The sequence below is a fragment of the Caballeronia sp. genome (genome assembly GCF_049581465.1).
In the GTDB taxonomy this organism is placed as follows: domain Bacteria; phylum Pseudomonadota; class Gammaproteobacteria; order Burkholderiales; family Burkholderiaceae; genus Caballeronia.
This window is the reverse complement of record NZ_JBAUSA010001173.1, coordinates 1-6,912: the sequence shown is the minus strand read 5'-3', so window position 1 is coordinate 6,912 and position 6,912 is coordinate 1. Positions and strand designations below refer to the sequence as shown.

The following is a 6,912-nucleotide window of genomic DNA, read 5'->3' as shown; positions in this document are numbered from 1 at the left end:
CGCGGCGCTTGATGCCACGTGTATCGACGCGCCGCTCGGGGCTTCGATGACCCTCGCCTCCGACATGAATACGCTGAAGCTCAGCATTTCCACGTCGGCACTGCAGGTCGTGCAGGACACGCTGATGATCTGCGGCATGGCCGGCTATAAGAACAACACTGACTTCAGCGTCGGGCGTCATCTGCGCGATTTATTCTCAGCACCACTGATGATCAGCAACGACCGCATCGAACTGAACACGGCGAACCTGCTTCTTGCGCAGCGCACGCCGGCCATGGGGAGAATCTGATAATGAACACGGTTACCGAGCAGGCGGCCGTCGAGGCAGCACCAGCCGCCCCGACCAGGCAGCCCACCGCGGCGCCCTATGATGCCTCTGACGTGACACTGCGCACGCGCCTGGTCGAGGCGGGTATTCTCATTGAAACAGGCGAAGACGGTCTTTACGGACGCAGCCAGGTGTTCGAAGACGTGATCGACCGATTGAACCATGCGATTACGTTGCTCGGTGCGGACCAGCATGCCGAAGTCCTGCGCTTCCCGCCCGCCATGCGCCGTCACGACTTCGAGGACAGCGAGTACCTGAAGAGCTTTCCCGATCTCGCCGGCACGATTCATTCGTTCGAGGGCAACGACCGAGGCCATCATCGGCTGCTGGAAGCGCTGGAAAAGACCGTGAGTGTCGGTGAAGGCGAGCGTACTGACGAATGGATGGACCAGCAAAAGCCGACCCGCCTCGTGCTCACACCGGCGGCCTGCTATCCCATCTATCCGGTCATCGCCCGGCGCGGTGCGCTGAGTGATGAGGGCGCAACGATCGATGTCCTCGCGTACTGCTTCCGTCACGAACCGTCCATCGATCCGGGCCGTATGCAGATGTTCCGGCAACGCGAATACGTGCGTGTGGGCAGCCCCGCGCAGGTCGTGGCATTCCGCCAGAAATGGATCGAACGTGGCTCGCTGTTGATCGAACTACTCGGCCTGCCGTTCGAAATCGACCTCGCCAATGACCCCTTCTTTGGCCGTGGCGGCAAGATCGTGGCCGACAGCCAGCGCGCGCTGCAACTCAAGTTCGAACTGCTGATTCCGATCGCAACGCCCACCGGCCCGACCGCTTGCCTGTCGTTCAACTATCACATGGACCACTTCGGCGTGATCTGGAAGATCGCCCAGGCAAACGGTGAGTTTGCGCATACAGCATGCGTCGGCTTTGGCATGGAGCGCACCACGCTCGCCCTGTTTCGCCATCACGGTCTCGACGTCAACGCCTGGCCGGCCGATGTACGGGATCTCCTGTGGGGCGACGCTCAAACGCGCGTGAGCGCCGCACTCAAGGCACTGGCATGACTGTCATGACTACCACGAGCGTGGCGGGGTCTGGGTCCGGGTCCGGGCGAAAGCGCTCGCGGGTTGTCCATCTGGACCCGACGCCCATGCGCGTGCGCAATCATCAGTCGCATGCGCTGCATCAGGGAGAGCGCGTCTGGAGCGAAACGAATTGCTATGTGGATTTGTGGGTCGAGTTGCTACACGGCTATGGATTCGATCCGCGTGCGGCGCTTGGCTTTACCGTGACGCAGGACTTCGAAGGGGACCAGTTCACGTTCTTCAAGTTCCAGCTAGAAGATCTGGACGAGCTTTATGGACTGCAAGTCCAGGAACTGGCGATTTTCGATTCGCTCGAAGATCGCGTGCGCGTCCAGACGCAGCGTGGAAACACAGTGCTTGTAGAAGTCGATGCATTCTATCTGCCGGATACGCGGGCGATTTCGTACCGGCAGGTGCATACGAAGACGACCATCGGTGTGGACTACATCGATCCGCGCGCACGCCGGCTCGGGTACTTCCACAACACCGGCTATCACGTGCTCGAGGGCGAGGACTACGACGGCGCGTTGCGTCGTTTGCCTGAGCTCGCCGAGCGGCCCGACCTGCTGTTTCCCTACGTGGAGTTCGCCAAGCGCATCAGGGCGCCATTGACAGGGCCGGAACTGGCACAGGCGTCGGCGGACCGGCTCATTGCACATCTTCAACGACGCCCGGCGCGCAATCCGATCACGCAATGGCGCGCTGCGTTTCCCGAGCACCTGGACACGATCCTCGAGCGCGGGGAAAGCTACTTTCATCTCTACACGTTCAACCTGATGCGCCAGCTCGGATCAAACTTCGAGTTCCTTGCGCGCTATCTCGTGTGGCTGCGTCAGGAGGGTTTCGATATCCCCGAAGCCATGCCGGTTGCATCGCAAAGAATCGCGAGCGAGTCGATGGTGATGCAGTTCCGGCTTGTGCGAGCCATCATGCGCAAACGCCGCGACCTGTGTGACGAATGTTTTGACGTGCTCGAAGCTTCGTATGACAAGGTCGTGCAACCGCTCGCCGCACTGATTCGTTGAAGCGCTGATTCGTTGAAGCGCAGTTTGGAACGGTGGCCGGGACCTTCGCCGGGTCGCACATGCTAATAAGAGTGGGTCGCCTCGACGCCACGTGACGCCACGTACATCGCCCCTCGAGGATACCGCCATGCGCATCGAGTCGCCTGACGATCAAGCTTCGCCGTCTGCTTTTTTTCCCCATCTGTTGTCCGATGGTTGGCAGTGCCTCACGACGCCTGCGGGAATGTGCCCGACACCTGCTGCATTGCGTGAATACCCTGACGGGTGGCTGGCGGCGCCGGTGCCCGGGACGGTTGCATCCGCGTGGCGGCAAGCGGGAAAACTCGACATGGACGCGCTTCCCGCGTTCGCTTTTGAGGACCACTGGTATCGACTGGTATTGTCGGAAAAGGGCGATCGCACTGTACGTATGCACGGACTTGCAACACTTTCGGAAGTCTGGCTCGACGACGCCCGATTGCTCGACTCCGACTCGATGTTTATCGAACATGACTTGCGACTGCATCTGTCCGGCGATGCCACGCTTTACCTGTGTTTCCGTTCGCTAAGCGCGGCGCTTGCCGCAAAACGATCCCGCGCGCGCTGGCGGCCGAGGCTCGCTCAGCCCGCAACACTGCGCAATGTGAGGACCACGCTGCTCGGCCACATGCCCGGCTGGTGCCCGCCCGTGCAGGCCGCGGGGCCGTGGCGGCCGGTTGAACTCCTGGGAAACTCGGCGACATCGGTGGACCGGGTGAAACTTCATACGAGCCTCGATGGCGACGACGGACTGATTCATCTGACGGTTACGTTCATCCATGGGCAACGGGGAGAGACCGCGCGCCTTGTTTGCAAGAATGAATCGATTACGCTCGATTGGCGCGACCCGCAAACGCTTGCCGGCACATTACGCATACGAAATGCACCACGTTGGTGGCCACATACCCACGGCGATCCTGCATTGCACCAAGTTTCACTCGCGTTCGATGAAACACTTTTCGATCTCGGCCGAATCGGCTTTAGGGAAATCACGGAGAACCGCGGCCCGGCTAGCGATGGCTTCCAACTCGCGGTCAACGGAGTTGACGTGTTCGCGCGTGGTGCATGCTGGACTCCCGCCGACCTTATTTCGCTCGGTGCATCGCGTGATCGGATGCGCCCCCTTTTTGCGCTCGCCCGCGACGCCGGCATGAACATGCTGCGAGTCGGCGGAACCATGCTCTACGAGTCCGATGAATTCTATAAATTGGCCGATGAGTACGGCATCCTCGTTTGGCAGGACTTTGCGTTTGCGAACTTTGATTACCCGACCGATCCGGCCTTTACCGCCAATGTCCAGCGCGAAGCCGAGCAGTTTCTTTCGCGCACGCAACGTTTTGCGTCACTCGCCGTTTTGTGCGGCGGCAGCGAAGCCGATCAACAAGGGGCCATGCTCGGCCTGCCCAGCGCGTCGCGCGAGCAGAAACTGTTCACGCAACAACTGCCGTCGATAGTCGCGGCGCTCAGGCCCGACGTGCCTTACGTCGTGAACTCCCCTAGTGGGCCCGCGGAAAACGATAGTGCGTGGCCGTTCGCCACCCGCGCGGGTATCACGCATTACTACGGAGTGGGCGCGTATCAACGCCCGCTAGACGATGTCCGCCGCGCGAACGTTCGTTTTGCCAGCGAATGCCTGGCTTTCGCGAACGTCCCCGACGACGTCGCGCTCAACGTGGTGCCACATGCGTCGAAGCCGCATGAACCGCGCTGGAAAGCCGCCGTGCCGCGAGACCCCGGGGCGGGCTGGGACTTCGACGACGTTCGCGAGCATTATTTGCGCACCCAGTATGGCGTCGACCCCGCGCGGCTTCGGTATGAGGATTCCGAGCGTTACCTCGATTTGTCGCGTGCAGTCGTGGCCGACCTGATGATCGACGTGTTCTCGGAGTGGCGTCGGGCAGGGTCATCCTGTGCGGGCGGAATCGTTTGGCAGATGCAGGATCTTCGCCCGGGCGCGGGTTGGGGCGTCATTGATGCCCTGGGAGCGCCTAAAAGCGCCCTACACGGCCTCGCGCAGGTTTTCCGCTCCGTGCAGGCCCTAATCACCGACGAAGGCCTTGACGGGCTTGATCTTCATCTAATTAATGAAACTTCCGCTCCCGTCGATGCGCAACTCGAACTGGTTTGCCTGCGTGATGGCGCGACGAGCGTGGTGAACGTCTCGCGCAATCTCACTCTCGACGCAAGGAGCACGGTGCGCATTTCGGCGTCGGAAATGCTCGGGCAGTTCTTTGATTTTACTTACGCGTATCGATTCGGCCCGCGCGCGCACGATGCAACCGTCGTCACTTTGCGCAACAGGGGCAGCGGAGAAATCATGTCTGAAGCATTTCACTTCCCCGATCGCACGATGGCTGAACGGCATGACTTGGGGCTCGCGGTGCGTGTCCAGCGCAGGGACAGCGGCGAGTGGGAACTCGTTGTGAGTACGCAGCGTCTGTCGCGCTGGGTGCACGTAGTCGACACGCATTACCGCGCCGCGCTCGACTGGTTCCATCTGCCGCCCGGCGTGGAGCGCCGGATCCCGCTCGTTGCACGCCACCCCGGCACATCAAGCGCACCTGAAGGCGAGATTCGTTCGCTCAACGCAACGTTTTCGATTCAATACCAGGCGCCCCGCCCTGCCTTGCCGGCCAAGTCCTTATGAACACCATTCAGCCTCGCAACCGTGTCAAGCGAAGCGAGGAGTCTTAAGCGTTCGCTGGCACACCAAATTGATGAAACAGTTCTGAATCAATTCTTAAACAACCGACGAATCCTTGCTAAGCGCGCTTCAATCGGTCTGAACATATCGCTTTTTCGTATTGAAAAAGAAACGAGACGAGCCACCAGTAAGGCATTGCGCAGACGAAAGCGTTTTCTGAATCAATCATGGCGATCGACTCCATCTGGTGCGCCGATGTTCAAGACTGAAACAAAAATATCCATATGTTGATTAGAGGTCAGTGCATATTTTAGGCCGCGCCATGATGGCATTGGGATTGCTCCCTACTGGCACGGTCCTCGCTAAATGGGTAACGCAGCACCGGTAGTGTCGAAATATGAAATTAACAAGACGACGATTCTGAGCTGCTTACGGGGCTGGTCGAAAAGCGTGTCGATGGATGCCGTCAGATGCATACACGAACAACAAGTCGACCGGTATAACAAGTAAGGCGCACTGCGCGAAATTACGAGAGAAGAACATCATGCTGACCCTTCAGTCGGACCTGCACGGCAATCATCTGTTGGGTGCGCTTCCTGCGCACGAATGGCAAGCCCTTACACCGCATCTGGAACTGGTTCAGCTACGCACTGACCAGTTGCTGTGCGATTCCGGTCAACGCATTCATCACGTGTACTTCCCGACCACCGCCATCATCTCTTTGCTTCACACGATGGAAGACGGCGGCTCGGTCGAAATCGCAGCAGTCGGCCGCGAAGGCATGACGGGCGTGCCCGTCCTGACGGGCGGCGAAACCATGCCGACGCGGGTCCAGGTGCAATGCCCGGGCTTTGCTTATCGTATGAGCGCAACTGCGTTGCGTGAACAGTTCGGCCGCTCGGACTTCCTGCGCCGCCTGATGTTGTTGTACATGCAAGCGCTGCTTACGCAGGTTGCGCAGACCGCTGCATGCAATCGCCACCACTCGCTTAATAAGCAACTGTGCCGTTGGCTTCTGATCGAGATCGACCGTACTTCGTCGAACCAGCTTCAGGTTACGCAGCAGCTTATTGCCGACATGCTGGGTGTTCGTCGGGAAGGCGTGACGGAAGCCGCTGGCAAGCTGCATGATGCCGGCCTGATTCATCACAGCCGCGGTTGCATCAAGGTGCTTGATCGTGAAGGTCTGGAATCGCGTGCGTGCGAATGCTACGGCATTGTCAAACGCGAGTTTGACCGGTTGCTGCCGCGCCTGCGCCAGACCGAAGAGGTACATTGATCACGGTGGTGTACCGGGCGAGCGTGGGGAAGGCGGTACGCTTCGCTCCCCGGTCAGTGGGCCGCTGTCTGTGCGGCGAGAGGGATGGGTTGGGGCGGTACTGCTAGCGGCGAGTGTAGGGCTAGGGTGGACGGGGTGATGCTCGCGGAGAGTGTGGGGCTAGGGTGGAGTCCTTCTGCTAGCGTGGTCGTTCTGCATAAGTCGGATTTTCTTGCTTATTTCTATTAGCCCCTGTTCGGGGCGGAACTTCATTTCTTTTCAAACGCGAAAAGAAACGAAGCAAAGAAACGCGTTTTAAACCGCCAATATTTAAGTATCCTCAACAAACACTTAAAGCTTTTGGCACGAACATAGTCCGGCCTGCACACATCAACCCGCAGTCGAACACCCCCCTCAAGCCCAAAGGCCACGCACACGCTTCGCCTCCCCCGCCCAAACACCTCATTTCCGGCATCCGCTGACTTGCTGACTTGCTGATTTGCTGATTTGCTGATTTGCTGATTTGCTGATTTGCTGATTTGCTGATTTGCTGATTTGCTGATTTGCTGATTTGCTGATTTGCTGATTTGCTGATTTGC

The 6,912-nt window shown here is 59.3% G+C and carries 5 protein-coding genes and 1 pseudogene; 5 read left to right on the top strand and 1 reads right to left on the bottom strand.

All coding sequences use genetic code 11. The annotated features are described in order from the left end of the window. From WCA53_RS28740 to WCA53_RS28720, 5 genes and pseudogenes are all read left to right on the top strand, one after another. Positions 1-289, top strand: a pseudogene (locus WCA53_RS28740) (acyl-CoA dehydrogenase family protein); the annotation flags it as partial. Between the two features lie 2 nt (positions 290-291). Beyond that, entirely contained in the window at positions 292-1,347 is a 1,056-nt protein-coding gene (locus WCA53_RS28735) for an amino acid--[acyl-carrier-protein] ligase (protein ID WP_423919051.1), read from the top strand. Continuing rightward, positions 1,344-2,393: a DUF1839 family protein gene (locus tag WCA53_RS28730; protein WP_423919048.1), complete on the top strand. Its 1,050-nt coding sequence runs from the start codon at positions 1,344-1,346 to the stop codon at positions 2,391-2,393. The genes WCA53_RS28735 and WCA53_RS28730 overlap by 4 nt, the downstream gene beginning before the upstream one ends. 127 nt (positions 2,394-2,520) lie before the next feature. Next, positions 2,521-5,058 carry a glycosyl hydrolase 2 galactose-binding domain-containing protein gene (locus tag WCA53_RS28725; RefSeq protein ID WP_423919045.1) on the top strand — a complete coding sequence of 846 codons (2,538 nt, stop codon included), beginning with the start codon at positions 2,521-2,523 and terminating at the stop codon, positions 5,056-5,058. A gap of 541 nt (positions 5,059-5,599) precedes the next feature. Next, the gene (locus WCA53_RS28720; protein WP_423919042.1) at positions 5,600-6,334 is read left to right on the top strand and encodes a Crp/Fnr family transcriptional regulator; all 735 of its coding nucleotides are present in this window, start codon (positions 5,600-5,602) and stop codon (positions 6,332-6,334) included. 248 nt (positions 6,335-6,582) lie between these two features. Here WCA53_RS28720 and WCA53_RS28715 read toward each other — a convergent pair. Then, positions 6,583-6,912: hypothetical protein (locus WCA53_RS28715; protein ID WP_423919037.1), on the bottom strand; the 330-nt coding region annotated here is incomplete at its 5' end.